Source organism: Lactobacillus sp. UMNPBX12 (assembly GCF_002553955.1).
In the GTDB taxonomy this organism is placed as follows: domain Bacteria; phylum Bacillota; class Bacilli; order Lactobacillales; family Lactobacillaceae; genus Lactobacillus; species Lactobacillus crispatus.
The window spans coordinates 17,044-43,522 of sequence record NZ_PCYY01000016.1 but is presented as its reverse complement, the minus strand read 5'-3'; the positions used below and the strand labels follow the sequence as shown (position 1 = coordinate 43,522).

Sequence of the window (26,479 nt, the reverse complement as noted above, 5' to 3'; positions counted from 1 at the left end):
GTAGAACATCACCTTGCCATGGTGGGGGTCGCGGGTTCGAATCCCGTCTTCCGCTCCAAGACAAAAGCTCATATTTGGATGAGCTTTTTATTTTTCCATATATGCAGTTTTAGATGTAAGAAAACTTTTTGAAATTTTTACAAAAAAGTATTGCAATGTATCAAAGAACTGCTATAATTATACTTGTTGTTGCGGAAGTAGTTCAGTGGTAGAACATCACCTTGCCATGGTGGGGGTCGCGGGTTCGAATCCCGTCTTCCGCTCCGAGATGGAAGCTCACGGAAGTGAGCTTTTTTTGTGCCTAAAATAAATTTATTTTTTGGGGCAAAATACCTTGCAATGAAAAATGCATTTGCTATAATTATATTTGTTGTTGCGGAAGTAGTTCAGTGGTAGAACATCACCTTGCCATGGTGGGGGTCGCGGGTTCGAATCCCGTCTTCCGCTCCAAGATAGAAGGCTCACCAAGTGGTGAGTCTTTTTTTACGGGAAATAGCTCAGTTTGGTAGAGCGCTACGTTCGGGACGTAGAGGTCGCCGGTTCAAGTCCGATTTTCCCGATATACAAGCTATCCGTTTGGGTAGCTTTTTTCTTTTTGTTATAATATCTTTTAAAACTTAAAGGGAGATTAAAAATGACGGCAACTACTGAAGAAAAATACAAATTATTAGTGGAGCAAGCTAGAGCTTTGATTGAGGGAGAAGATGATTGGATTGCTAATACGGCCAATTTGTCAGCTCTTTTGTTTAATTCGTTAAACGATGTAAATTTTGCGGGTGTTTATCGCTATGAAAATGGTGAACTGATATTAGGTCCATTTCAGGGGATGCCAGCATGTGTTCATATTCAAATGGGAAAAGGTGTTTGTGGTACGGCTGCACAAGCAAAAACAACGCAGATTGTTAAGGATGTACATGAATTTGCTGGTCACATTGCTTGTGATAGTGCTTCAAATTCGGAAATCGTTGTCCCAATTTTTAATCAGGGAAAACTTTGGGGCGTCTTTGATTTTGATTCGACCAAGCTAGCTAATTTTGACGAAATTGATAAAAAGTATTTAACTGAAATAGCGAAAGCAATTTTTGCGTAATTATTAGAATTGGACATAATGAAGTTGAAGATAAGTCAAATTGTTTTACTTACTGACAAAAGAAAAGTAAAATACCATAACGTATTTTAAAGGGTGGTGTTTGTATGGAAAATTCATATAGTAAGAGCGTTAATCAAGTATTGAAAATTGCACGTGAACAAGCACAAAATTTTCATCATCGCTTGATTGGCACAGAACATGTTTTATTGGCTCTAGTAATTGAAACTGACGGTGAAGCAGGAAAAATCTTGCGTTCATGGGGATTAACACCAACTGCAGTACGTGAAGAAATTGAACGTTATACCGGTTATGGCTCTGCCCCTAAGGCAAGCTACATGGAAATGTCACCACGTTTGAGTTTAGCTTTGGATTATGCTAGAAGACGAGCTAATGACGATGGAGTTAAGGAAGTTAACACTAATCATGTTTTGCTGGGAATTACTGCAAGTGAGCAGGTTTTATCAGCAATGATTTTGAAAAACTTGAATGTTGATATTCCTCGCTTGCAGCAGGATGTTGAAGACAGTTTGAGTCAAGACCAAGACTTTGGTGATTCAGCTAATTGGCTGGGTGATGATAACACGACGACTGGTCAAAAGAAGAGCAAGAGCACTACTCCTAACTTAGATAAGGTAGCAGTTAATTTAAATCAACGTGTGCGTAATGGCGAGATTGATCCGGTGATTGGCCGTGACCAAGAAATTAAGCGTGTGATTCAAATTTTGTCTCGACGGACTAAGAATAATCCTGTCTTAGTTGGTGAACCAGGAGTTGGTAAGACTGCTGTTGCTGAAGCGATTGCAACTGAGATTGTCAACAAAAAAGTGCCACAGGATATGCTTAAGAAACGGGTAATGGCCTTAAATTTAGGTAGTTTAGTTGCTGGGACTAAGTATCGTGGTGAGTTTGAAGACAGAATGAAGAAAATCCTGAACGAAGTCACCAAGGATGGCAATGTCATTCTCTTTGTTGATGAAATGCATACTTTAATTGGTGCTGGTGGTGCTGAAGGTGCAATTGATGCTTCTAATATCTTGAAGCCTTCGCTTGCTCGTGGCGATATTCAAATGATTGGTGCAACTACTTTTAATGAATATCAAAAGTACATTGAAAAAGATCAAGCTTTGGCACGTCGTTTTCAACAAGTGCGCTTAAGTGAGCCTTCAAGAGATGATACTTTGACAATTATGCGTGGCTTGAAGTCGAAATATGAAAAGTTCCATCATGTGACTATTTCTGATGAGAGCTTGAAGGATGCAGTTGATTTGTCAACGCGCTATATTTCGGATCGCTTTTTGCCAGATAAGGCGATTGACTTAGTAGATGAAGCTAGTGCCGCAGTTAAGATTCGTAATAACATTAGCAATGATGCTGAGCTAGAAAAAGTTAATGAGCAAATTAAGAAACTGATTACGCAAAAGAATATGTCTGCCGCTAGTCAAAACTTTGTTAAAGCTGCTCAATTGCAGGATGAGCAGAACAACTTAGAAATGCAACGTGAAGCAATGGTAGAGAAGTTGAAAGACAAAGTTAGTGCTAAAGCTGTGGTTGAGCCAGAAGATATTGCTAAAGTGGTTTCCGACTGGACTGGCGTCCCTGTTACTCAAATGAAGCGTAATGAGTCACGGCAATTGGCTAACTTGGAAAAGATCTTGCATCAACGCGTGATTGGACAAGATAAAGCTGTTTCTGCAGTTGCCCGTGCTATTCGTCGTAGTAGAAGTGGCATCAAGGATGAGCGACGTCCAATTGGATCATTCCTTTTCCTAGGACCAACTGGAGTTGGTAAGACAGAATTGGCTAAATCAGTTGCAGCAGCAATGTTTGGCTCGGAAGACAATTTGATTAGGCTAGATATGTCTGAATATATGGACCAAATTGCTTCAAGCAAATTAATTGGCTCGGCACCAGGCTATGTCGGTTATGAAGAAGGCGGTCAATTATCTGAAAAGGTTCGTCGTCATCCGTACTCGGTTATTTTGCTTGACGAAGTAGAAAAAGCTCATCCAGATGTCTTTAACTTGCTTTTGCAGGTTTTAGATGAAGGATTTTTGACTGACTCCAAAGGTAGAAAAGTCGACTTTAGAAATACAATTATAATCATGACTTCTAATTTAGGTTCTCGTTCGCTCTTTGATAATAAGGCGGTCGGCTTCAATGCAGATAATGCAGATCCAGCCAAGGCGAGATCAGCTAAAGTTGAACAAGCAATCAAACAATTCTTCCGCCCAGAATTTTTAAACAGAATCGATGAAACTATTATTTTCGATGAACTAGATAAGAAGCAGCTGCGCAATATTGTAACTTTGTTAACGCACAAGCTGGTAGTTCGTTTGCAAAAGAAGGGTATCGAATTGAAGCTATCACGGGCAGCACTGGATCAGATTGCACAAGATGGTTATGATCCAGAAAATGGTGCTCGACCATTGAGAAGAGCAATTCAAAATGATATTGAAGACAAGATTGCCGAGATGCTGATTGTAGGCGAAGTTAAGTCAGGCGACACTTTGAAAATTGGTAGTCAGCATGGACATTTGAAATTTGAAGTAGTTAATCCGAAGAAAGAAACTGTAAAAGTCAAGTGATATTGGTGCTATACCTTGACAAAATGCTGAAAATATAATATAATTTTTGCTGATTTAAAAAGACTGAGATTCAGGATTTTGCTGATCTATTGTCCAGCAAAATGATAAGGGACAAAAACGACAATTGTTGTTTTTGTCTTTTTTATGCCTAAAATTGCAGTTTTTTGAATTTGTAACAGAAATGTAATATTTGCTTTCTTAGACAGAAAGGATGTTTTTCCTTGTTAAATGGACACGTAGTGAACTACGGTAAACATCGAACTAGACGTAGCTTCTCCCGCATTAAGGAAGTATTGAAGTTACCTAACTTAACTGATGTTCAAACCGAATCATATAAGTGGTTTCTTGATAAAGGCATTAAAGAAGTCTTTGATGACATTATGCCGATTAGCGATTTCTCAGGTAAGCTTTCATTAGAATATGTTGGCTATAAATTGCAAAAGCCAAAGTATACAGTTGATGAAGCCCGTAACCATGATGCAACTTATGCTGCACCAATGCACGTTACCTTGAAATTGACTAACCAAGAAACTGGTGAAATTAAGACTCAAGATGTTTTCTTTGGTGATTTGCCATTAATGACCGAATCAGGTTCATTTATTGTTAACGGTGCTGAAAGAGTTATCGTTTCACAATTGGTAAGATCACCTGGTGTATATTACACTGGCGATTATGACAAGAATGGTCGTCAAATCTTTGGTACTACTGTTATTCCTAACCGTGGTGCTTGGCTTGAATATGAAACCGACGCAAAGAACGTTTCATTTGTTCGTGTAGACCGTACTCGTAAATTGCCTCTTACTGTATTGATTAGAGCAATGGGTATTGGCTCTGACAGTGACATTATTGATATGTTTGGTCAAAGTGATACTTTGCAATTCACTTTGGACAAGGATGTTCATAAGAACCCAGCTGACTCACGTGTAGCTGAAGCCTTAAAAGATATCTATGAAAGACTTCGTCCAGGTGAACCAAAGACTACTGATTCTTCACGTTCACTTTTGTATGCCCGTTTCTTTGATCCACGTCGTTACGATTTAGCACCTGTAGGTCGTTACAAGATCAATAAGAAGCTTTCACTTAAGAACCGTTTATACGGTCAAACTTTAGCTGAAACTTTAGCTGATCCAGATACTGGGGAAATTGTTGCTAAGAAGGGTACTGTAGTTACCCACGAAGTAATGGATAAGTTAGCTCCATACCTTGATCGTGATGACTTTAAGATGGTAACTTACCAACCTTCAAAGGAAGGCGTATTACCAGATCCTATTACAGTTCAAGAAATTAAGGTTTACTCAAAGGTAGACCCTGAACGTGAAGTTAAATTAATGTCAAATGGTCATATTGCTGATAACGTTAAGCATTTGACTCCAGCTGATGTTTTAGCTTCAATCAATTACTTCTTTGCATTGCAAGATGAAATTGGTACTACTGATGATATCGACCACTTGGGTAACCGTCGTATTCGTCGTGTTGGTGAACTTCTTCAAAACCAATTTAGAATTGGTTTGGCACGTATGGAACGTGTTGTTCGTGAAAGAATGTCAATCCAAGATCCTTCAACAGTTACTCCACAACAATTGATCAACATTCGTCCAATTGTTGCAAGTATTAAGGAATTCTTTGGTTCATCACAACTTTCACAGTTTATGGATCAACATAACCCATTAGGTGAATTGACTCATAAACGTCGTATGTCAGCCTTAGGGCCTGGTGGTTTGACCCGTGACCGTGCTGGTTATGAAGTTCGTGACGTTCACTATACTCACTATGGTCGTTTGTGTCCTATCGAAACTCCAGAAGGTCCTAACATTGGGTTGATCAACTCACTTGCTTCATATGCGATTATTAATAAGTATGGTTTTATCGAAACCCCATACCGTCGTGTTTCTTGGAAGGACCACAAGGTTACTGATAAGATCGACTATTTGACTGCTGACGAAGAGGATAATTACATTATCGCTGGTGCCAACACTCCATTGAATGATGATGGTTCATTTAAGGAGAAGTTGATCTTGGCTCGTCAAAAGGAAGATAACGTCGAAGTTTCTCCAGATAAGATTGACTACATGGACGTTATTCCTAAGCAAGTTGTTTCTGTCGCTTCAGCATGTATTCCATTCCTTGAAAACGATGACTCTAACCGTGCTTTGATGGGTGCAAACCAGCAACGTCAGGCTGCACCATTAATTAATCCGCATGGTTCACTTGTTGGTACTGGTATGGAATACCGTGCTGCACACGATTCAGGTGCTGCTTTAATCGCTAAGGCTGCTGGTGTAGTTGAATACGTTGATGCTAATGAAATCCGTATTAGACGTGAAGATGGTACTTTGGACAAATACACACTTGAAAAGTACCGTCGTTCAAATAACTCTAAGTCATACAACCAAACTCCTAATGTTAAATTAGGTGATCAGGTTGACAAGAGTGATGTAATTGCTAACGGTCCAACTATGGATCATGGCGAACTTGCTTTAGGTCAAAACCCATTGATTGCCTTCATGACTTGGAATATGTACAACTATGAAGATGCCATCATGCTTTCTGAACGATTAGTTAAGGATGATGTTTATACTTCAATCAGTATTGAAGATTATGAATCAGAAGCTCGTGACACTAAGTTAGGTCCAGAAGAAATTACTAGAGAACTTCCTAATATTGGTGAGGATGCTTTGAAGGATCTTGATGCTGATGGTATCGTTCGTGTTGGTGCAGAAGTCCACGATGGCGACATTTTGGTAGGTAAGGTAACTCCTAAGGGTGTAACTGAATTATCTGCTGAAGAAAGATTACTTCACGCTATTTTCGGTGAAAAAGCTCGTGAAGTTCGTGATACTTCACTTCGTGTACCACACGGTGGTGGCGGTATTGTTCAAGACGTTAAGGTTTATACTCGTGAAGCCGGCGATGAACTTTCACCAGGTGTTAACACAATGGTTCGTGTTTACATCGCTCAAAAGAGAAAGATTCAAGTTGGGGACAAGATGTCTGGTCGTCACGGTAACAAGGGTACTGTTGCTGCAGTTGTTCCAGAAGAAGACATGCCATACTTACCAGATGGTACTCCAGTAGATATTTGTTTAAACCCAATGGGTGTTCCATCACGTATGAACATCGGACAGCTTCTTGAATTGCACTTAGGTGCAGCTGCTCGTCAATTGGGCATTCACGTTGCAACACCAGTATTTGATGGTGCTGACGAAAATGACGTTTGGGACACAGTTCGTCAAGCAGGTGTTGATAAAGATGGTAAGACCGTTGTTTATGATGGTCGTACCGGTGAACCATTCCACAACCGTGTATCTGTAGGTGTTATGCACTACTTGAAGTTGACCCACATGGTTGACGACAAGATCCACGCACGTTCAATTGGGCCTTACTCATTGGTTACTCAACAACCACTTGGTGGTAAAGCACAATTTGGTGGTCAGCGTTTTGGTGAAATGGAAGTTTGGGCCCTTGAAGCTTATGGTGCTGCTTACACATTGCAAGAGATTTTGACTTACAAGTCAGATGACGTTGTTGGTCGTGTAAAGGCATATGAAGCTATTGTTAAGGGTGAAAAGATTCCTAAGCCAGGTGTTCCAGAATCATTCCGTGTTCTTGTTAAGGAACTTCAATCATTAGGTTTGGATATCCGTGTTCTTGATATGAACCATAATGAAATTGAACTTCGTGATATGGATGAAGACTCAAGTGAACACTTGAACATCGATACTTTGTCACGGATGGCAGAAGAGCAAGAAAAGAAGAAGTTAGCCGAAGAAACTGGAAAATCAGAAGATAAAGACAGTAAAGAAAATGCAGATAAGCCGGTAGCTCCTGCAGATGAGTCTGACGATAAAGTTTCTAAATAGTAGGAGGTTAAACTTTTGATCGACGTAAATAAGTTTGAAAGTATGCAAATTGGTCTTGCATCACCTAACAAGATCAGAAGCTGGTCATATGGTGAAGTTAAAAAGCCAGAGACCATCAACTACCGTACTTTAAAGCCTGAAAAAGATGGCTTATTTGATGAGAGAATTTTTGGACCAACAAAAGATTGGTCATGTGCTTGTGGTAAGTACAAGGGCGTTAGATACCGTGGTATCGTTTGTGACCGTTGTGGTGTTGAAGTTACTTCTTCAAAGGTAAGAAGAGAACGTATGGGTCATATTGAATTGGCTGCACCTGTAACTCACATTTGGTACTTTAAGGGTATCCCATCAAGAATGGGATTAGTTTTGGACATTTCTCCAAGATTACTTGAAGAAGTTATTTACTTTGCTGCATACATTGTAATTGATCCAGGTGATACTGACCTTGAACCTAAGCAATTATTAACTGAAGCTGAATACCGTGAACAAAAAGCTAAGTACGGTAACCGTTTTGAAGCTAAGATGGGTGCTGAAGCTGTTCGCGATTTGCTTAAGAAAGTTGACCTTGATAAAGAAGTTAAGGATTTGAAGAAAGAACTTCAAACTGCCACTGGTCAAAAACGTACGCGTGCAATTAGACGGTTAGATATCTTGGATGCCTTCAAGAATTCAGGTAACAAGCCTGAATGGATGGTAATGGATGCCGTTCCAGTAATTCCACCAGATCTTCGTCCAATGGTTCAACTTGAAGGTGGCCGTTTTGCAACTTCAGATTTGAACGATTTGTACAGACGTGTAATCAACCGTAACAACCGTTTGAAGAGATTGCTTGATTTGAACGCACCTAATATTATTGTTCAAAACGAAAAGCGTATGCTTCAAGAAGCTGTTGATGCTTTAATTGATAACGGTCGTCGTGGTCGTCCAGTTGTTGGACCAGGTAACCGTCCATTGAAGTCACTTTCACATATGCTTAAGGGTAAGCAAGGACGTTTCCGTCAAAACTTGCTTGGTAAGCGTGTTGACTACTCTGGTCGTTCAGTTATCGATGTTTCACCAAAATTGAAGTTCTATCAATGTGGTGTGCCACGTCCAATGGCTTTGGAATTGTTCAAGCCATTTGTAATGCATGAATTAGTTAAACGTGGAATTGCATCAAACATCAAGAATGCTAAGCGTAAGATTGACCGTGAAGATGACGATATCTGGGATGTACTTGAAGATGTGATTAAGGAACGTCCAGTTCTTTTAAACCGTGCACCTACTCTTCACCGTTTGAGTATTCAAGCCTTTGAGCCAATCTTGGTACCAGGTAAGTCAATTAGACTTCACCCATTAGCTTGTGAAGCCTACAATGCCGACTTCGATGGTGACCAGATGGCTATTCACGTACCACTTTCTGATGAAGCTGTTGCTGAATCAAGATTGTTAATGTTGGCTGCTCACCACATTTTGGCTCCTAAGGATGGTAAGCCAATTGTTACTCCATCGCAGGATATCGTTTTGGGTAACTACTGGTTAACTCAGGCCGAACGTGGTCGTGAAGGTGAAGGTATGATCTTCAGCTCACCAGCAGAAGCTGCTGTAGCTTACGAAAATGGCGATATTCACTACCATACCATTATTGGTATGTCTGCAGATGCTATGCCTAAAAAGCCATGGCCTAAGGGACATGAACACGGCATCTTTATTACCACTTATGGTAAGATTGTCTTCAATCAATTGTTCCCAGATGATTACTTCTATATCAATGAACCAACTGAAGAGAACTTGAACAATCCGTTGGATGCTAAGTACTTCTTAGGTGAAGGCGAAGAGATTGATAAGAAGATCGATGAAGTAGGCGATGATTTAATCGCTAGTCCATTTAAGGGAAGCTTCTTGTCAGATTCTATTGCTACTATTTACAAGTATTACAAGGTTCAAAGAACTTCAGAATACTTGGATGATTTGAAGAAGTTAGGCTACACTAGCTCAACTACTTCAGGTATTACTATTGGTATGACTGACGTTCCAGAAATCCAAGATAAGGATGAAAAGGTAGCCAAGGCACGTAAACAAGTTGATGTTGTTTCTAAGCAATTTAGACGTGGTTTGATTACTGAACAAGAACGTCACGACCGAGTAATTAGTATTTGGAATGCATGTAAGGACAAGATCCAAAACGAAATTGCACAAATTCACGCACCTCGTAATCCAATTTCAATCATGGCAGACTCAGGTGCCCGTGGTAACATTTCTAACTTTACTCAGTTAGCCGGTATGCGTGGTTTGATGGCCACTCCTAACGGTGGTTTGTTCGAAATTCCTGTTACTTCAAACTTTAAGGAAGGTTTGTCAGTATTGGAATTGTTCATGTCCACTCACGGTGCTCGTAAGGGTATGACTGATACTGCATTGAAGACTGCTCAGTCAGGTTACTTGACTCGTCGTTTGGTTGATGTTGCTCAGGACGTTATTATTCGTGATGACGATTGTGGTACTGATCGTGGTATTACAGTTAGTGCCATCATGGAAGGTGACGAAATGATCGAACCATTATTTGACCGTTTGGTTGGTCGTTTCACTGCTGAGACTGTTAAAGATCCTGAAACTGGCGAAACTATTGTCGGCAGAGATGTCATGATGGATGAAAACATGGCACACAAGATTTGTGATGCAGGTGTAACTCACGTTAAGATTCGTTCAATTCTTACCTGTGATACTCCTCACGGCGTATGTCGCAAGTGTTACGGTATGAACCTTGCTACTGGTGAAGAAGTTGAAGTTGGTGAAGCAGTTGGTACTGTTGCTGCTCAATCAATTGGTGAACCAGGTACTCAGCTTACTTTGAGAACTTTCCACAACGGTGGTGTTGCCGGTGCTGAAGATATCACTCAAGGTTTGCCTCGTGTGCAAGAATTGTTTGAAGCACGTAACCCTAAGGGTCGTGCAACCATTTCTGAAGTTGATGGTGTAATTGATTCAATTCAAGAAAACCCAGCAGAACATACTCGTGAAATTACTGTTAAGGGTAAGATTGATACTAGAAGCTACAGTGTTCCTTATACAGCTTCAGTTGCTGTTAGCGAAGGTGACTACGTTCATCGTGGTGACAAGTTAACTCTTGGTTCTGTTGATCCTAAGGAATTGATTCAAGTTACTGATACATTAACTACTGAAAAGTACATCTTAGCTGAAGTTCAAAAGGCTTATAGAATGCAGGGTGTAGACATTGCCGACAAGCACGTTGAAGTGTTAACTCGTCAAATGCTGCAAAAGGTTCGTGTCCTTGATCCAGGTGAAACTGACATCTTGCCAGGTGAAGTTATGGATATTGGTCAATTTAGAGACCGCAACAAGGAAGTTATTATTTCTGGTGGTATTCCAGCAACTGCTCAAAGCGTTATCTTGGGTATTACTAAGGCTGCTTTGGAAACTAACAGTTTCTTGTCAGCTGCTTCATTCCAGGAAACCACACGTGTTCTTACTGATGCATCTATTAGAGGTAAGAATGATCCACTTCTTGGACTTAAGGAAAACGTTATTATCGGTAAAATTATTCCAGCTGGTACTGGTATGCCTGTATACCGCAGCATGGAACCTGAAGCTGACGTTAAGAAGCCAGATTCAGTATACTCAATTGCTGATATTGAAAAGCAAATGAAAGAAAAGGATAAAGCTAAGCAAGACTAAGCTTTATTGAAAATAAATAAGCATTTCCAATCTTTTAAGAGCGGGAATGCTTATTTTTTGTCTAAAAAATTAATTGGGTTAGTACTAATCCTAGGAAAATATATGGAATAAATGGATAGCGATGGTTAATAGGAGTTTTTTCAATAAGAAAAATTGCAATTACCAAGATTGAAGCAAATAGAAAAACTAAATTGGCAAATGATGGGGTGAAGTAGCAAGCGATAATTAAGTAAATTAATAAATCGCCTAGCCCCATTTTTCTTTGCATTATGCTATAGCTAAAAATTCCTAGCAATAATGTAAAAGAGATCCAGTCGATTAATGTAAAAGCTGCAAATTGGTTGAATAAAATCGCAACGCTAATGGCTGGAATTAGTAGGGGAAGATCAAATTCTTGCTTTTGATAATCAGAGATTGCAACGACTAAAAGCGAAAAAAGCAAAATAGCGGTAATAATGTCCTGTGTCTTACTAAAATCGAGTAAACAAAAGGCAAAGCCGCCAATTAATTCAAATAAAAATAATTCAACTGGAATTTGTTGATAACAATAACGACATTTTCCTTGAAGAAAAAGATAAGATAATAATGGAATTTCATCCAAAATTGATAATTCAAGGTGACAGTTGTTGCACTGAGAACGTGAGTAAATAAAATTTTTATCATTCCAGTGCTCGTAAACTACTGCTGCGTGAGAAGCCAAGCAACTTCCAATTATAAAGTTAGTAAAAATAAATAAGTATTTCAAAAAAACACCTCCACTATTTATTACGCAAAAATAGCCGATTTTTCTTTTTTTATTTTGAAAAAGTTTGCTTTCTGCTTAAAACCGAGTACAATAGTCTTTGTATGTTTTGAACAGTCTATTCGTGAGTAAAAAAGAAACTCCCGGATGTGTGAACGAAATAGTATTTTAGGAGGAAAAATTAATGCCAACCATTAATCAATTGGTAAGAAAAGGCCGTCATTCAAAGGTTACTAAGTCAAAGTCACCTGCTTTGAATTACAGCTACAACAGTATGAAGAAGGAATCAGTATTCAACCCAGCTCCACAAATGCGTGGTGTTGCAACTCGTGTGGGTACTATGACTCCAAAGAAGCCTAACTCAGCTTTACGTAAGTACGCTCGTGTTCGTCTTTCAAACTTGATCGAAGTTACTGCTTACATTCCAGGTGAAGGACACAACTTGCAAGAACACTCAGTTGTTTTAATTCGTGGTGGTCGTGTAAAGGACCTTCCTGGTGTTCGTTACCACATCATTCGTGGTGCCCTCGATACTGCTGGTGTTGATGGCAGAAAGCAAGGCCGTTCTAAGTACGGTACTAAGAAAGATTAAAGGAGGAGTTAAATAATGCCTAGAAAAGGTCACGTAACTAAAAGAGACGTTTTAGCAGATCCAGTTTACAACTCAAAGCTTGTTACCAAGTTAATTAACCACTTGATGATTGATGGTAAGAGAGCTAAGGCATCTTCAATCCTTTACGATGCTTTCAACATTGTTCAAGACAAGACTGGTAAGGAACCACTTGATGTATTTGAAGAAGCTATGAACAACGTTATGCCAGTTTTGGAAGTTAGAGCTCGTCGTATCGGTGGTTCAAACTACCAAATCCCAGTTGAAGTACGTCCTGAAAGAAGAACTACTTTAGGTTTAAGATGGCTTGTTTCATACGCTCGTTTACGTAACGAACACACTATGGATGAACGTTTAGCTAACGAAATCATCGATGCTTCAAACAACACTGGTTCAGCAGTTAAGAAGCGTGAAGACGTTCACCGTATGGCTGAAGCTAACCGTGCATTTGCACACTACCGCTTCTAATTCGTTAGTTTTATTTTAAGGAGAGAATAATTTATGGCTAACAAGCGTGAATTTCCATTAGCAAAGACACGTAACATTGGTATTATGGCCCACATCGATGCGGGTAAGACTACTACTACTGAACGTATCCTTTACTACACTGGTAAGATCCACAAAATTGGTGAAACTCACGAAGGTGATTCACAAATGGACTGGATGGATGAAGAAAAGGAACGTGGTATCACTATTACTTCTGCAGCCACTACTGCACAATGGAAGGACTACAGAATTAACATCATTGATACCCCAGGACACGTTGACTTCACTATCGAAGTTGAACGTTCACTTCGTGTTCTTGATGGTGCCGTAACTGTTCTTGATGCCCAAGCTGGTGTTGAACCACAAACTGAAAACGTATGGCGTCAAGCTGAAACTTACGGTGTTCCTCGTATTGTTTTCGTTAACAAGATGGATAAGATCGGTGCTGACTTCGATAAGTCAGTTAAGTCATTGCACGAACGTTTAAACGCTAATGCCCATGCTGTTCAAATGCCAATTGGTTCAGCTGACACTTTTGAAGGTGTTATCGACTTAATCAACATGGTTGCCGACATCTACGACGAAGATAAGCTTGGTTCTAAGTGGGATACTGTTCCAGTTCCTGACGAATACAAGGAAGAAGCTGAAGCACGTCGTAACGACTTAATTGAAGCCGTAGCCGATGTTGATGACGGCATCATGGAAAAATTCCTTGGCGGTGAAGAAATTTCTAACGATGAATTAAAGGCAGCTATCCGTAAAGCTACTTTGGACTTGAAGTTCTTCCCAGTTTACGCTGGCTCAGCCTTCAAGAACAAGGGTGTTCAAATGATGCTTGACGGTGTTATTGACTACTTGCCATCACCACTTGACGTTAAGCCTTACGTTGCTCACAATCCTAAGACTGGTGATGAAGTTGAACTTATGGCTGACGATAAGAAGCCATTTGCAGCTCTTGCATTCAAGATCGCTACTGACCCATTCGTAGGTCGTTTGACTTTCATCCGTGTTTACACCGGTTCTCTTGAATCAGGTTCATACGTATTGAACGCTTCAAAGAACAGTCGTGAACGTGTAGGTCGTTTGCTTCAAATGCACGCCAACTCAAGAACTGAAATTCCAGAAGTATTCTCAGGTGATATCGCTGGTGCCATCGGTTTGAAGAACACCACTACTGGTGACTCATTAACTGACCCAGATCACCCACTTATTTTGGAAAGCTTGAAAGTTCCAGATCCAGTTATCCAAGTATCAGTTGAACCTAAGTCAAAGGCTGACCGTGATAAGATGGACGTTGCTTTGCAAAAGCTTACTGAAGAAGACCCAACTTTCCGTGCTGAAACTAACCCAGAAACTGGTCAAACCTTGATTTCAGGTATGGGTGAACTTCACCTTGACATCATGGTTGAACGTATGAGACGTGAATTTAACGTTGATGCTAAGATTGGTGAACCACAAGTTGCTTACCGTGAAACCTTCACCAAGGAAGCTAAGGCACAAGGTAAGTTTGTTCGTCAATCAGGTGGTAAAGGTCAATACGGTGACGTTTGGATTGACTTTACTCCTAACGAAGAAGGTAAGGGTTACGAATTCGAAGATGCCATCGTTGGTGGTGTTGTTCCTCGTGAATTCATTCCTTCAGTTGACCAAGGTTTACAAGAAGCTATGAAGAATGGTGTTCTTGCAGGTTACCCATTGATCGACGTTAAGGCTAAGCTTTACGATGGTAGTTACCACGAAGTCGACTCATCAGAAGCTGCCTTCAAGGTTGCTGCTTCACTTGCTTTGAAGAATGCTGCTTCAAAGGCTGGCGCAGTTATCTTGGAACCAATTATGAAGGTTCAAGTAACTACTCCAGAAGAATACTTAGGTGATGTTATGGGTTCAATCACTGCTCGTCGTGGTACCATGGAAGGTATGGAAGACAGAGCAGGTGCTAAGATCATCAACTCATTTGTTCCACTTTCAGAAATGTTTGGTTACGCAACTACTTTGCGTTCATCAACTCAGGGTCGTGGTACATTTACTATGGTATTTGATCACTACTCACCAACACCTAAATCAATTCAAGCTGACATCATTAAGAAGCGCGGCGGAGATGCTGAATAGCTTCCGTTAAGAACTGATTAATGCAGTTAGCTTAATTGAAAACAATTTCATATAAAAAAGAGTTATCATTTTTATTTTGATAACTCTTTTTTTGTAAATAAATTTAAGAAAAAAGTCGTAAACCCTTGATATTTAAGGAGGGACAAAGTACAATAGTCTTTGTGCTTATGGGACAGTGTGCCCTTAAGTGTGAAAATTGTTGTAAAGCGTTGACGCAAAAGGTTGCGGCACGCCAGGCTGCATTGCCACAGTGGCGTGCGGGGAATTTTTGCCGAGCGAGTCATCTTTTAAAGAAGACGTTAAGGAGGTAATTTAATGGCAAGTCAAACAATTCGTATTAGACTTAAGTCTTACGAACATGGTATTCTCGATGAATCAGCTGCTAAGATCGTAGCTACTGCAAAGAGAACTGGTGCTGAAATTTCAGGTCCAGTTCCTCTTCCAACAGAAAGAACTTTATTCACAGTTCTTCGTTCACCACACATGAACAAGGACTCACGTGAACAATTCGAAATGCGCACTCACAAGCGTTTAATCGATATTTTGAATCCAACACCAAAGACTGTTGATTCATTAATGAAGCTTGATCTTCCAAGCGGCGTAGACATCGAAATTAAGTTGTAATTTAAATAGAAAGAGGTGTAAACATGACCAAAGGAATCTTAGGAAGAAAAGTTGGTATGACTCAAATCTTTACTAAAGATGGTGTCCTTGTTCCTGTAACAGTTGTAGAAGCAACTCCTAACGTTGTTATGCAAGTTAAGACTGTTGAATCAGACGGTTACGAAGCTGTTCAATTAGGTTACCAAGACAAGCGTGAAGTTTTGAGCAACAAACCAGAAAAAGGTCATGCTGATAAGGCAAAGACTTCACCTAAGCGCTTCATTCGGGAAATCCGCGGTGTTGAGCTTAAGGACTATGAAGTCGGCTCAGAAGTTACTGTGGATACATTTAAGGAAGGTGACGTTGTAAACGTTACTGGTACTTCAAGAGGTCATGGATACCAAGGTAACATCAAGCGTTGGGGCCAATCAAGAGGACCAGAAACCCACGGTTCAAGATACCATAGAATTCCTGGTTCAATGGGTTCCATCATTAACCGTGTACCAAAGGGCAAGCGTTTGCCAGGTCACATGGGTATGAAGAAAGTTACCATTGAAAACTTAGTAATTGAAAAAGTTGTAGCAGACAAGAACGTATTGATGATCAAGGGCAATGTTCCAGGTGCTAAGAACTCATTAATCGTTGTTAAGACTGCTTCTAAAGCTGTTAAGGCTGATAAATAGGAAGGAGGACTAGAATGGCTAATTTAAAAGTTATGGATCAAAACGGTAAAGATTCTGGTGAAGTTACTTTAAACGATAAAGTTTTTGGTATTGAGCCTAACGAAAGTGTCGTTTTTGAAGCAATCATTAGACAAAGAGCCGGTAAGCGTCAAGGTACCTCAAAGGTTAAGAACAGATCTGCCGTTCGCGGTGGTGGTAAGAAGCCTTGGAGACAAAAGGGTACTGGTCGTGCTCGTCAAGGTTCTATCAGATCTCCACAATGGCGTGGTGGTGGTACAGTATTTGGCCCAACACCTCGTTCATACGCATACACGATGCCAAGAAAGCAACGTCGTTTGGCTATTAAGTCAGTTCTTTCCCAAAAGTTGATTGACAATGATTTAATTGTTTTAGATAAGTTGACTATGTCAGCTCCTAAGACTAAGGAATTAGTATCAATGTTAAACGGCTTAAATGCTGACGGTAAAGTTTTAATTGTTTCAGATGATAACAATGTACAACTTTCCGCAAGAAACTTGACTAAGGTTAAGGTTGTTCCAGTTAATGGCTTAAACGTTGAAGATGCTGTTAACTATGGCAAGTTGATCTTAGATCAAGATGCTGTTAAGAAGATCGAGGAGGTTTTGGCTTAATGGACGCACGCGATATCATTTTAAGACCTGTCATTACTGAAAAGTCCACGAACTTAATGGATGATAAGAAGTACACATTCGACGTGCTTTTAACTGCAACCAAGACACAAGTTCGCAATGCTGTTGAAGAAATCTTCGATGTTAAAGTTAAGAACGTAAACATTATGAACGTTCGCGGCAAGGACAAGCGAGTAGGTCGTTACACTGGTAAGACCGCTCGTCGTAGAAAGGCTATCGTTACTTTAACTAACGATTCAAACGACATCAAGATTTTCCAAGACGATAACACAGAAGACAACAAGTAATAGGAGGTCAGTCAATTGGCTATTAAGATTTACAAGCCAACCACGAATGGTCGTCGTCATATGACTTCTTCCGACTTTGCTGAGATCACTAAGACAAAGCCTGAAAAGACTTTACTTGAATCTCAATCACATACTGCAGGTCGTAACTCATATGGTCATATCACTGTAAGACACCGTGGTGGTGGTCACAAACAAAAATACCGTATCATCGACTTTAAGCGTAACAAGGACAACGCAAAGGCAGTTGTAAAGGCTATCGAATACGATCCAAACAGAACTGCTAACATTGCTTTGCTTCACTACACTGATGGTATCAAAGCTTACATCTTAGCTCCTAAGGGCTTAAAAGTTGGCGATGTAGTTGAATCAGGTGATTCAGTTGACATTAAGCCAGGTAACGCTTTGGAATTAAAGAATATCCCAACTGGTACTTCAATTCACAATATCGAATTAAAGCCAGGCAAGGGTGGCCAACTCGTAAGAAGTGCTGGTGTTTCAGCTCAAGTTTTAGGTGCTGATGGTGATTACACTTTAGTAAGATTACAAAGTGGTGAAGTTCGTAAGATTTTGTCATCATGCCGTGCAACTATCGGTACTGTTGGTAATGAACAACACTCATTGATTCAATTAGGTAAAGCTGGTCGTAAGCGTTGGTTGGGCAAGCGTCCACAATCACGTGGTTCTGTAATGAACCCTAACGATCACCCACATGGTGGTGGTGAAGGTAAGGCTCCAGTTGGTCGTCCTCAACCTATGACTCCATGGGGCAAGAAGGCACGTGGTATTAAGACTAGAGATACCAAGAAGGCCAGCGAGAAGTTAATCATTCGTCACCGTAAAGGTAGCAAGTAGTAGAAGGAGGGTTAATTAATGAGCCGTAGTATTAAAAAAGGTCCTTTTGCTGATGCATCATTGTTAAAGAAGGTTGATGCACAAGCAGATGCAGATAAGAAGCAAGTTATTAAGACTTGGTCACGTCGTTCAACTATTTTCCCTTCCTTTGTAGGTTTGACTATAGCTGTTTACGATGGTAGAAAACATGTCCCAGTATATGTAACTGAAGACATGGTTGGTCATAAGTTAGGTGAATTTGTTCCAACAAGAACTTTCCACGGACACAAATCCACTGATGATAAAGCCACAACACAAGCTTAGAGGAAGGAGAAACATCTAAATGGCAGAACAAATTAGTTCAGCTAAGGCTGAAGCAAGAACTGTTCGCATCGCTCCAAGAAAAGCTCGTTTAGTCGTTGACTTAATTCGTGGCAAGAGCGTTGCTGAAGCATTAGCAATCTTGGAATTTACGCCTAGAGCTGCTTCCCCAATCGTTGAAAAAGTTTTGCGTTCAGCTATTGCTAACGCAGAACATAACTACGATCTTGAAAGTGCAAACCTTTACGTATCAGAAGCTTATGTAAATGAAGGTGCAACTTTGAAGAGATTCCGCCCACGTGCTAAGGGTATGGCTTCTCCAATTAACAAGAGAACCAGTCACGTAGTTGTAGTAGTTTCAGAAAAGAACGATTAAGGGAGGTATATTAATGGGTCAAAAGATTAACCCAAACGGTTTTCGTCTCGGTGTTATCCGTGATTGGGAATCAAAATGGTATGCTGACAAGGGATACAAAGAAACTTTAAATGAAGACCTTCAAATCAGAAAATTTATTTCAGAAAAGTTGAAGGATGCCTCAGTATCTACTGTTGAAATTGAACGTGCAGCTAACAGAATCAACATTTCAATTCATACTGCTAAGCCAGGTATGGTAATTGGTAAAGGTGGTTCTGAAGTTGAAGCTTTGAGAAAACAATTAAATGCTTTAACTGGTAAGCAAGTTCACATTAATATTGTTGAAATTAAGAAACCAGATCTTGATGCTAAGTTAGTAGCAGATAGTATTGCTCGTCAACTTGAAGCTCGTATTGCTTTCAGACGTGCTATGCGTCAAGCTACTCAAAGAGCTATGCGTGCTGGTGCCAAGGGTATTAAGGTTCAAACTTCAGGTCGTTTGAACGGTGCCGATATGGCAAGAAGAGAATGGCACACAGAAGGTCGTGTTCCATTACAAACTTTGAGAGCTGATATTGATTACGCTTGGGTAAATGCCTTCACTACTTATGGTGAAATTGGTGTTCAAGTTTGGATCAACCGTGGCGAAATCTTACCTACTCGTAAGAATAAGCCAGCTTCAAAGCCAGCGAAGGGAGGAAATAGATAATGCCTTTAGTACCAAAGCGAGTAAAACACCGTCGTGAATTCCGTGGTAAGATGCGTGGTGCTGCTAAGGGTGGTAAATATATTGCCTTTGGTGAATATGGTCTTGAAGCCCTCGAATCACATTGGATTACTAACCGTCAAATCGAAGCAGCTCGTGTTGCTATGACTCGTTACATGAAACGTGGCGGTAAGGTTTGGATCAGAATTTTCCCTCAAAAGTCATACACTGCTAAAGGTGTTGGTGTACGTATGGGTTCAGGTAAAGGTGCACCAGCAGGTTGGGTAGCTGTAGTTAAGAGAGAAAAGATTATGTTCGAAATTGGTGGTGTTGATGAAGCAACTGCTCGTGAAGCTTTACGTCTTGCTTCAACTAAGTTACCAATTAAGACTAAGTTTGTAACTAGAAGTTCGGAAGTAGGTGGCGAATCTAATGAAGGCTAAAGATATCAGAGCATTAACCACTGATGAAATGTTAGAAAAAGAAAAGCAATACAAAGAAGAACTCTTCAATTTGCGTTTCCAACAAGCAACGGGTCAATTAGAAAATACCGCTCGCTTGAGCAAAGTCCGCAAGAATATCGCCAGAATCAAGACTATTCTGAGCGAAAAAGCGTTAGAAAACAATTAATGGAAGGGAGCTATTAACTTGAGCGAAACAAACGAAAGAAATCGTCGTCACGTATACCAAGGTCGTGTAGTTTCTGATAAGATGGACAAGACTATCGTTGTAGTTGTTGACACTTACAAGAACCACCCTGTTTACAACAAGCGTATTAGATATTCAAAGAAGTACTACGCACAAGACGAAAATAACGAAGCTAAAGTTGGCGATACTGTACGTATCATGGAAACCCGTCCATTATCTCGTAAGAAGCGCTTCCGTTTAGTAAAGATTGTTAAGAAATCTGTTTAATTTGCGGATTTAGTGAGGGGAGGATTACACAGTGATTCAAAACGAATCCCGTTTAAAGGTTGCTGATAACTCTGGTGCCAGAGAACTTTTAGTTATTAGAGTCTTAGGTGGTTCAAAGCGTAAGACCGGTAACATTGGTGACATCGTAGTATGTACTGTTAAACAAGCAACACCAGGTGGCGTTGTCAAAAAAGGCGACGTTGTAAAAGCTGTTATTGTTAGAACTAAATCAGGTGCACGTCGTGAAGATGGTTCATACATCAAGTTCGACGAAAATGCTGGCGTAATTATCAACGCAGACAAGAGCCCACGTGGTACTCGTATCTTTGGGCCAGTTGCACGTGAGTTACGTGAGAACGACTTTATGAAGATCGTCTCTCTTGCTCCTGAAGTCTTATAATTGATAGTGAGGTGCACTGATGTTCGTTAAAACTGGTGACAAAGTAAAAGTTATTGCCGGAAAAGATAAAGGTAAAGAAGGTACTGTTCTTTCTGTTAACGTTAAGAAAAACCGTGTAGTGGTTAAGGGCGTTAACAAGATTAAGAAGCACCAAAAGCCTTCACAAAGCAATGCTAATGGTGGTGTAGTTGAATCAGAAGGTTCAATTCACGCATCAAACGTTAAAGTAATTAGTAGTAAAAAAGAAGATAAGTAGAAGGGAGGACACACATGGCAAGTTATTTAGCTAAGGAATACAACGAAAAGGTAGCTCCTGCATTAGAAGAAAAGTTTAACTACAAGTCATCTATGCAAGTACCTAAGATCGACAAGATTGTTTTAAACATGGGTGTTGGTGATGCAGTTTCTAACGCCAAGAACTTAGATGAAGCAGTTGAAGAATTAACTTTGATCTCAGGTCAAAAGCCATTAATCACTAAGGCCAAGAAATCAATCGCTAACTTCCGTTTACGTGAAGGTATGTCTATCGGTGCTAAGGTAACTCTTAGAGGCGACAGAATGTACGATTTCTTGTACAAGTTAATCAATGTTTCTCTTCCACGTGTTCGTGACTTCCGTGGTGTATCAACTCGTTCATTTGATGGTCGTGGTAACTACACTTTAGGTATTAAAGAACAATTGATTTTCCCAGAAATCGATTTTGATAAGGTAAACCGCACTAGAGGTTTAGATATTGTTATCGTAACTACTGCCAACACTGATGAAGAAGCTCGTGAACTTTTGACTCAATTTGGTATGCCGTTTGCAAGATAGTGGAGGACATTAATGGCTAAAACATCACAAAAAATCAGAAATCGTCGTCCTGCTAAGTTCTCTTCACGCGAATATACACGTTGCGAGAGATGTGGTCGTCCACACTCCGTATACCGTAAATTCGGGTTATGCCGTATTTGCTTAAAGGAATTAGCACACAAGGGTCAAATCCCTGGTCTTAAAAAGGCTAGTTGGTAGTATACGGTTAGGAGGATAGCTTAAATGGTCATGACAGATCCAATCGCAGATTACTTGACTAGAATCAGAAATGCCAACATGGCAAAACACGATTCAGTTGAAATTCCTGCATCAAACATTAAAAAGTCTATTTCAGAAATTTTGAAACGTGAAGGCTTCATCCGTGATTACGAAGTTGCAGATGATAACAAGCAAGGCGTTATCAAGGTATTCTTGAAATATGGTCCAAATGGAGAACGTGTTATCTCAGGTTTGAAGCGTATTTCTAAGCCAGGTCTTAGAAACTACGTTGGCGCTGAAGACTTACCTAAAGTTCTTAATGGCTTAGGCATTGCCATCGTTTCTACTTCTGCTGGTGTTATTACCGACAAGGAAGCAAGACAAAAGAACGTTGGCGGCGAAGTAATTGCCTACATTTGGTAATACTGACAGAAAGGAGAACAATCAATGAGCCGAATCGGTTTAAAGACTATTGAAGTCCCTGACAGTGTCACTGTTACCAAGGAAGGCGACAATATTACTGTTAAGGGCCCAAAGGGTGAATTAACTAGATACTTCGATCCAAAGATTAAGTTTGAACAAAAAGATGGTGAAATTAACTTTTCACGTTCAAGCGAAAGCGACAAAGCACTTCACGGTACTGAAAGAGCTAACTTAGCTTCAATGATCGAAGGTGTAGTTGACGGTTATAAGAAGACTTTGAAGTTAATCGGTGTTGGTTACCGTGCACAAGCACAAGGCAACAAGATTACTTTAAATGTTGGTTATTCACACCCAGTTGTATTGACTGCACCAGAAGGTGTTTCTGTAAAGGCAACTTCAGCAACTGATGTAGAAGTTGAAGGTGTTTCAAAGCAAGATGTTGGTCAATTTGCAGCTGAAATCCGTGCCGTACGTCCACCAGAACCTTATAAGGGTAAAGGTATTCGTTATGTTGATGAATACGTACGTCGCAAGGAAGGTAAGACTGGTAAGTAATAAGTAGTTATTTTTGAGGTGAAATTGTGATTTCTAAACCAGATAAAAACAAGTTACGCTTAAAGCGTCATAGACGTATTCGTGGAAAAATTTCTGGTACTGCTGAGCGCCCACGCTTAAGCATTTTTCGTTCAAATAAAAACATCTACGCTCAATTAATTGATGACGTAGCGGGTGTTACGCTTGCAAGCGCCTCAACTTTGGATGAAAATGTATCAGATGCAACTAAAGTAGAACAAGCTGCTGCTGTAGGTAAGGCAATTGCTGAAGCTGCAAAGGCAAAGAACATTTCTACTGTTGTATTCGACAGAAGTGGTTACTTATACCACGGCCGTGTTCAAGCATTAGCTGATGCTGCTCGTGAAAACGGATTAGATTTCTAGGAAAGGAGAATTAACACATGGCAAACCGCAATGATTCTCGTAACAATCGCAGAAACAAAGACGATATCGAAGATCAATTAGTCGCTGTCAACCGTATTACTAAGGTTGTTAAAGGTGGCCGTCGCATGAGATTTGCTGCTCTTGTTGTTGTTGGCGACAAGAAAGGCCGTGTAGGTTTTGGTACTGGTAAAGCTCAAGAAGTCCCAGAAGCAATCCGTAAGGCTGTAGAAGACGGTAAGAAGAAAATGATCAATGTACCTAAAGTTGGTACTACTATTCCTCATGAAGTTATTGGTCACTACGGTTCAGGTAACATTTTATTGAAACCTGCTGAAGCTGGTTCTGGTGTTGCTGCTGGTGGTGCCGTACGTATCGTTATGGATATGGCTGGTATCTCAGACGTAACTTCAAAGTCACTTGGTTCAAACACTCCAATTAACGTTGTTCGTGCAACTATCGATGGTTTGAAGAAGCTTAGAACTAGTGAAGAAGTTGCAAAACTTCGTCAACCTGAAAGAGCTTAAGATTAGGGAGATCATAGATGACTGATTTAAAGATTACTTTAATTAGAAGTGTTGCTCACCGTCTACCTCAACAAAGAAAGATCGTTAAAGCTCTTGGTTTAGGTAGAGTGGATAGTACTGTTGTTCTTCCAGACAACGCTGCTACTCGTGGTGCATTATTAAAGATTGCTCACTTAATCTCTGTTGAAGAGATTAACAAATAGAATATCAAGGAGGTGCCAAATTAATGAAGCTTCATGAATTACATTCTGCTGAAGGCTCACGTCGCAATAGAAAACGTGTTGGTCGTGGTACTTCAAGTGGTTACGGTAAAACTTCAGGCCGTGGTCAAAAGGGTCAATTAGCTCGTCAAGGCGGTCATACTCGTTTAGGTTTTGAAGGTGGTCAAATGCCATTATTCAGAACTATGCCTAAGCGTGGTTTTAAGAACATTAACCGCAAGGAATATGCAATTGTAAACTTAGATGATTTAAACAAGTTCGAAGACGGCAGTGAAGTAACTGTAGAATCACTTAAAGATAATGGCTTAGTAAAGAAAGAATTGTCAGGTGTTAAGTTACTTGGCAAGGGCGAATTAAAAGTTAAGTTAACTGTAAAGGTTAATAAAGTTTCCGCATCTGCTAAGCAAGCAGTTGAAGCCGCTGGCGGAACTGTTGAGGTGATCTAATGTTTTCGACCTTGAAGAACGCCTTCAAAGATAAAGAAATTAGAAATAAGCTCTATTTCACGCTCTTTATTCTTTTGCTGTATCGGATCGGTGCAAACATTACCGTTCCCGGTGTTAATGCGAAGGCGATCACGCAGGTTGCGCAAACTGGTTTAGTTCCAATGCTGGATACTGTATCTGGTGGTGGACTAGATAACTATTCAATATTTTCTTTGGGTGTTTCTCCTTATATTACGGCTCAGATTGTTATCCAGCTGCTACAGATGGATATTGTTCCTACGTTAGTAGAATGGGGAAAACAAGGTGAAGTAGGTCGACGTAAAACAAATCAAGTAACTAGATATTTAGCATTAGTTGTTGCTTTTATCCAGAGTATTGGTATTACGTTAGGCTTTAACGCTTTAACTCAAATGGGTTTGGTAAAGAATCAAACACCACAGACTTATATAGAAATTGCTATTATTATGACTGCTGGAACTATGTTATTAACATGGTTGGGTGATGAAATCACTGATAAGGGTCTAGGTAATGGTATCTCAGTAATTATTTTTGCTGGTATTATTGCAAGACTACCAAGTGGTCTATGGCAAATTTATAAGGAAGAAATTATTAATAATAGTGCTAGTGATCGTTGGCAAGGCATTTTGTTCTTCATCGCGGTTATAGTTGCAATCCTTATCGTAACTCAATTTGTTACATGGGTTGAACAAGCTGATCGTCGTATTCCAATTCAATATACGAGAAGAGCGACGATGAGTGGTTCTGAAAGTTTTCTACCATTAAAGGTTAATGTATCTGGAGTTATTCCGGTTATTTTTGCCAGTTCATTTATTGTTACACCGGCAACGATTTTAATGGCCTTTCAAAGAACCCAGGGCGATCAACAATGGTTTAAAGTAATGAACCAAATCTTTAGCTTACAAACTACTCCTGGGGTAATTATCTACACTCTTTTAATTATCTTATTTACATTCTTCTACGCTTTCGTACAGGTCAACCCTGAGAAGCTAGCAGAAAACTTACAAAAGCAGGGTGCTTATATTCCTAGTGTATGGCCAGGAAAAGACACTCAGGATTATATTTCAAAGATGTTGATGAAATTATCAACAGTAGGTTCATTATTCTTGGGCTTAGTTGCTTTACTGCCTCAATTGGCTACTAACTTTTGGAATCTCCCAAGTTCCATTGGTTTAGGAGGAACAAGTCTTTTAATTGTGATTGGGGTTGTTCTCGAGTTATCTCGTCAAATTAACGGCTTGTTAATGAAGAGAGAATATGTTGGATTCATCAGATAGGAACGGATAAATGATTAACTTAATTCTTTTAGGGTTACCAGGTGCTGGTAAAGGTACAGCATCAGAGCGAATCGTTGATAAATATCACTTAACTCATATTTCAACTGGGGATATGTTTAGGGAAGCAATGGCTAACAAGACGAAGGTTGGTCTTGAAGCTAAGAGTTATATCGATAAGGGTAATCTAGTACCCGATGAAGTTACTGCAAAGTTGGTTGAGGAACGTTTAAGTCAACCTGATATTAAAGAAGGTTTTATCTTAGATGGTTTTCCAAGAACCACTGTACAAGCAGAACTTTTAGATGGTATTACAAAACGTTTGGAGAAACCTTTAACAAATGTCATTGCGCTTGAAGTTGACGAAGACACTTTGATTAAGCGTTTATCAGCAAGATACATGTGTAAAAATTGTGGAGCTACTTACAACAAGCTTTCCAAGCAGCCAAAAGTTGAGGGCACTTGTGATCGCTGTGGTGGCCATGAATTTTATCAACGTGAAGATGATAAACCAGAAGTTGTTAAGAATCGTCTTGAAGTTAATGAAAAGATGAATGCACCTTTGAAGGACTTTTATCAGAAGAAAGGCTTGCTCACTGTAATTAATGGTGAACAAACTCCAGAAAAAGTCTTTGAAGATATTGATGCGGTATTGAGTAATAATCAATAGAAGAAAAATTTGTATAATTTTTTATCCGTGTTATAATTTCAAAGTA

General features: G+C 39.9%; 31 protein-coding genes and 3 tRNA genes. 33 read left to right on the top strand and 1 reads right to left on the bottom strand.

Features of this window, described 5'->3' with window-relative positions; translation table 11 throughout:
• The first annotated feature begins 191 nt into the window (after window positions 1–191).
• From CP363_RS07460 to rpoC, 7 genes are all read left to right on the top strand, one after another.
• Window positions 192–263 (top strand) — tRNA-Gly (locus tag CP363_RS07460).
• Window positions 264–375: 112 nt separating this feature from the next.
• Window positions 376–450: transfer RNA gene (locus CP363_RS07455), tRNA-Gly, on the top strand.
• Window positions 451–486: 36 nt separating this feature from the next.
• Window positions 487–560 (top strand) — tRNA-Pro (locus tag CP363_RS07450).
• Window positions 561–634: 74 nt separating this feature from the next.
• Window positions 635–1,090 (top strand): GAF domain-containing protein, encoded by a 456-nt coding sequence (locus CP363_RS07445; protein WP_023488511.1) that lies wholly within the window; start codon window positions 635–637, stop codon window positions 1,088–1,090.
• A 104-nt stretch (window positions 1,091–1,194) separates the two neighbouring features.
• The gene (locus tag CP363_RS07440) at window positions 1,195–3,675 is read left to right on the top strand and encodes an ATP-dependent Clp protease ATP-binding subunit (protein WP_023488512.1); all 2,481 of its coding nucleotides are present in this window, start codon (window positions 1,195–1,197) and stop codon (window positions 3,673–3,675) included.
• A 221-nt stretch (window positions 3,676–3,896) separates the two neighbouring features.
• A complete protein-coding gene (locus CP363_RS07435) occupies window positions 3,897–7,535 on the top strand; it encodes a DNA-directed RNA polymerase subunit beta (protein ID WP_005729342.1) in 3,639 nt (1,212 codons plus the stop codon).
• Between the two features lie 15 nt (window positions 7,536–7,550).
• Window positions 7,551–11,210 carry a DNA-directed RNA polymerase subunit beta' gene (gene rpoC / locus CP363_RS07430; RefSeq protein WP_013085813.1) on the top strand — a complete coding sequence of 1,220 codons (3,660 nt, stop codon included), beginning with the start codon at window positions 7,551–7,553 and terminating at the stop codon, window positions 11,208–11,210.
• A gap of 61 nt (window positions 11,211–11,271) precedes the next feature.
• Here rpoC and CP363_RS07425 read toward each other — a convergent pair whose 3' ends face one another.
• Window positions 11,272–11,955 carry an A24 family peptidase gene (locus CP363_RS07425; protein WP_098036062.1) on the bottom strand — a complete coding sequence of 228 codons (684 nt, stop codon included), beginning with the start codon at window positions 11,953–11,955 and terminating at the stop codon, window positions 11,272–11,274.
• Between the two features lie 181 nt (window positions 11,956–12,136).
• Here CP363_RS07425 and rpsL point away from each other — a divergent pair, with 181 nt between their 5' ends.
• The 26 genes from rpsL to CP363_RS07295 all read left to right on the top strand — a co-directional run bounded on the left by rpsL (window position 12,137) and on the right by CP363_RS07295 (window position 26,433).
• Entirely contained in the window at window positions 12,137–12,544 is a 408-nt protein-coding gene (gene rpsL / locus CP363_RS07420) for a 30S ribosomal protein S12 (RefSeq protein ID WP_025014719.1), read from the top strand.
• Window positions 12,545–12,559: 15 nt separating this feature from the next.
• Complete coding sequence (rpsG, locus tag CP363_RS07415; protein WP_003549021.1) at window positions 12,560–13,030, top strand: 30S ribosomal protein S7; 471 nt, start codon at window positions 12,560–12,562, stop codon at window positions 13,028–13,030.
• Between the two features lie 33 nt (window positions 13,031–13,063).
• Window positions 13,064–15,157 carry an elongation factor G gene (gene fusA / locus CP363_RS07410; RefSeq protein ID WP_089142837.1) on the top strand — a complete coding sequence of 698 codons (2,094 nt, stop codon included), beginning with the start codon at window positions 13,064–13,066 and terminating at the stop codon, window positions 15,155–15,157.
• A gap of 315 nt (window positions 15,158–15,472) precedes the next feature.
• Window positions 15,473–15,781, top strand: a complete 309-nt coding sequence (gene rpsJ, locus CP363_RS07405; RefSeq protein WP_013641475.1) for a 30S ribosomal protein S10 — start codon at window positions 15,473–15,475, stop codon at window positions 15,779–15,781.
• A 23-nt stretch (window positions 15,782–15,804) separates the two neighbouring features.
• Window positions 15,805–16,443 (top strand): 50S ribosomal protein L3, encoded by a 639-nt coding sequence (gene rplC / locus CP363_RS07400; protein ID WP_003625776.1) that lies wholly within the window; start codon window positions 15,805–15,807, stop codon window positions 16,441–16,443.
• Window positions 16,444–16,457: 14 nt separating this feature from the next.
• Window positions 16,458–17,075, top strand: a complete 618-nt coding sequence (gene rplD, locus CP363_RS07395) for a 50S ribosomal protein L4 (protein WP_089142838.1) — start codon at window positions 16,458–16,460, stop codon at window positions 17,073–17,075.
• A complete protein-coding gene (rplW, locus tag CP363_RS07390) occupies window positions 17,075–17,380 on the top strand; it encodes a 50S ribosomal protein L23 (RefSeq protein ID WP_005720338.1) in 306 nt (101 codons plus the stop codon). The genes rplD and rplW overlap by 1 nt, the downstream gene beginning before the upstream one ends.
• A gap of 15 nt (window positions 17,381–17,395) precedes the next feature.
• The gene (gene rplB, locus CP363_RS07385; RefSeq protein WP_089142839.1) at window positions 17,396–18,232 is read left to right on the top strand and encodes a 50S ribosomal protein L2; all 837 of its coding nucleotides are present in this window, start codon (window positions 17,396–17,398) and stop codon (window positions 18,230–18,232) included.
• Between the two features lie 18 nt (window positions 18,233–18,250).
• Window positions 18,251–18,535: a 30S ribosomal protein S19 gene (gene rpsS, locus CP363_RS07380; protein WP_005720340.1), complete on the top strand. Its 285-nt coding sequence runs from the start codon at window positions 18,251–18,253 to the stop codon at window positions 18,533–18,535.
• Between the two features lie 19 nt (window positions 18,536–18,554).
• Window positions 18,555–18,908, top strand: coding sequence for a 50S ribosomal protein L22 (gene rplV, locus CP363_RS07375; RefSeq protein ID WP_003625788.1), 354 nt, complete (start codon window positions 18,555–18,557; stop codon window positions 18,906–18,908).
• 13 nt (window positions 18,909–18,921) lie between these two features.
• Complete coding sequence (gene rpsC, locus CP363_RS07370) at window positions 18,922–19,596, top strand: 30S ribosomal protein S3 (protein WP_005720341.1); 675 nt, start codon at window positions 18,922–18,924, stop codon at window positions 19,594–19,596.
• Window positions 19,596–20,036, top strand: a complete 441-nt coding sequence (gene rplP / locus CP363_RS07365; protein ID WP_003625792.1) for a 50S ribosomal protein L16 — start codon at window positions 19,596–19,598, stop codon at window positions 20,034–20,036. Before rpsC ends, rplP begins: the two co-directional genes overlap by 1 nt.
• Window positions 20,026–20,223, top strand: a complete 198-nt coding sequence (gene rpmC / locus CP363_RS07360) for a 50S ribosomal protein L29 (RefSeq protein ID WP_003549032.1) — start codon at window positions 20,026–20,028, stop codon at window positions 20,221–20,223. Before rplP ends, rpmC begins: the two co-directional genes overlap by 11 nt.
• 18 nt (window positions 20,224–20,241) lie before the next feature.
• Complete coding sequence (gene rpsQ / locus CP363_RS07355) at window positions 20,242–20,508, top strand: 30S ribosomal protein S17 (protein WP_005721626.1); 267 nt, start codon at window positions 20,242–20,244, stop codon at window positions 20,506–20,508.
• A gap of 31 nt (window positions 20,509–20,539) precedes the next feature.
• A complete protein-coding gene (gene rplN, locus CP363_RS07350; RefSeq protein ID WP_003549034.1) occupies window positions 20,540–20,908 on the top strand; it encodes a 50S ribosomal protein L14 in 369 nt (122 codons plus the stop codon).
• 19 nt (window positions 20,909–20,927) lie between these two features.
• Window positions 20,928–21,164, top strand: coding sequence for a 50S ribosomal protein L24 (gene rplX / locus CP363_RS07345; protein WP_005720345.1), 237 nt, complete (start codon window positions 20,928–20,930; stop codon window positions 21,162–21,164).
• 14 nt (window positions 21,165–21,178) lie between these two features.
• Window positions 21,179–21,721 carry a 50S ribosomal protein L5 gene (rplE, locus tag CP363_RS07340; RefSeq protein ID WP_005720346.1) on the top strand — a complete coding sequence of 181 codons (543 nt, stop codon included), beginning with the start codon at window positions 21,179–21,181 and terminating at the stop codon, window positions 21,719–21,721.
• A 12-nt stretch (window positions 21,722–21,733) separates the two neighbouring features.
• On the top strand, window positions 21,734–21,919 hold the full coding sequence (locus CP363_RS07335; protein WP_003549037.1) for a type Z 30S ribosomal protein S14: 186 nt from the start codon (window positions 21,734–21,736) through the stop codon (window positions 21,917–21,919).
• A 24-nt stretch (window positions 21,920–21,943) separates the two neighbouring features.
• A complete protein-coding gene (gene rpsH / locus CP363_RS07330) occupies window positions 21,944–22,342 on the top strand; it encodes a 30S ribosomal protein S8 (protein ID WP_005720347.1) in 399 nt (132 codons plus the stop codon).
• Between the two features lie 24 nt (window positions 22,343–22,366).
• On the top strand, window positions 22,367–22,897 hold the full coding sequence (rplF, locus tag CP363_RS07325; RefSeq protein ID WP_005720348.1) for a 50S ribosomal protein L6: 531 nt from the start codon (window positions 22,367–22,369) through the stop codon (window positions 22,895–22,897).
• A gap of 26 nt (window positions 22,898–22,923) precedes the next feature.
• Entirely contained in the window at window positions 22,924–23,280 is a 357-nt protein-coding gene (gene rplR, locus CP363_RS07320) for a 50S ribosomal protein L18 (protein WP_005724156.1), read from the top strand.
• 17 nt (window positions 23,281–23,297) lie between these two features.
• Window positions 23,298–23,804: a 30S ribosomal protein S5 gene (gene rpsE / locus CP363_RS07315; protein WP_005720350.1), complete on the top strand. Its 507-nt coding sequence runs from the start codon at window positions 23,298–23,300 to the stop codon at window positions 23,802–23,804.
• A gap of 17 nt (window positions 23,805–23,821) precedes the next feature.
• Window positions 23,822–24,007 (top strand): 50S ribosomal protein L30, encoded by a 186-nt coding sequence (gene rpmD / locus CP363_RS07310; RefSeq protein ID WP_005720351.1) that lies wholly within the window; start codon window positions 23,822–23,824, stop codon window positions 24,005–24,007.
• 23 nt (window positions 24,008–24,030) lie between these two features.
• Window positions 24,031–24,471: a 50S ribosomal protein L15 gene (gene rplO / locus CP363_RS07305; protein WP_005720352.1), complete on the top strand. Its 441-nt coding sequence runs from the start codon at window positions 24,031–24,033 to the stop codon at window positions 24,469–24,471.
• Window positions 24,471–25,766, top strand: coding sequence for a preprotein translocase subunit SecY (gene secY / locus CP363_RS07300; RefSeq protein ID WP_005724159.1), 1,296 nt, complete (start codon window positions 24,471–24,473; stop codon window positions 25,764–25,766). The genes rplO and secY overlap by 1 nt, the downstream gene beginning before the upstream one ends.
• Window positions 25,767–25,776: 10 nt before the next feature.
• Window positions 25,777–26,433: an adenylate kinase gene (locus tag CP363_RS07295; protein WP_005720355.1), complete on the top strand. Its 657-nt coding sequence runs from the start codon at window positions 25,777–25,779 to the stop codon at window positions 26,431–26,433.
• Window positions 26,434–26,479 lie beyond the last annotated feature (46 nt).